Here is a 414-nt window from a genome sequence, read left to right as displayed (position 1 = left end):
GTAACCGTTCACCGGGAGGATGTTGACAACAACTCTTCCGGGAGCGGGTAGTCTGTTTTCTCTATGCAGGCACTGACCACGGCCCTCAGCCATTCCTGCGGACAGCGACCTAACCGCTTGGCTGTCTCTATCAAAGACAAGATGCGCTGCCGAAACAGCTCTCCCCGATGTGACCAAACGCCATAGCTCCCCTTGCGCCACAGCACATACCCGCGTAGCGCCCGTTCCGCCTCATTATTGGTCAAGGCTATCTCGTCGTTTTCCAGAAAACGCCACAGCATTTCATCATCCTTGAGCAGTAGCCGACAGCGACCTCGGTAGCGCTTGCTGCACAGCAAACTGCCTCGCCCCAGCTCTTTTCGCCAGCTTTGCCGACATCGCTCAAGCCTTCGCTGATATTGTTTCTGGCTCAAC

General features: G+C 56.0%; 1 protein-coding gene. It reads right to left on the bottom strand.

Annotated features, from left to right (window positions below; all coding sequences use genetic code 11):
• Window positions 1–8 precede the first annotated feature (8 nt).
• The coding region (locus J9889_RS21045) for a transposase (RefSeq protein WP_210558004.1) at window positions 9–414 on the bottom strand (406 nt) is incomplete at its 5' end.

This window comes from Aeromonas sp. PrichA-15 (genome assembly GCF_017939245.1).
GTDB lineage: Bacteria > Pseudomonadota > Gammaproteobacteria > Enterobacterales > Aeromonadaceae > Aeromonas > Aeromonas caviae.
Note: the sequence above shows the minus strand (reverse complement) of the source record. Positions and strands in the feature narration are given on the sequence as shown.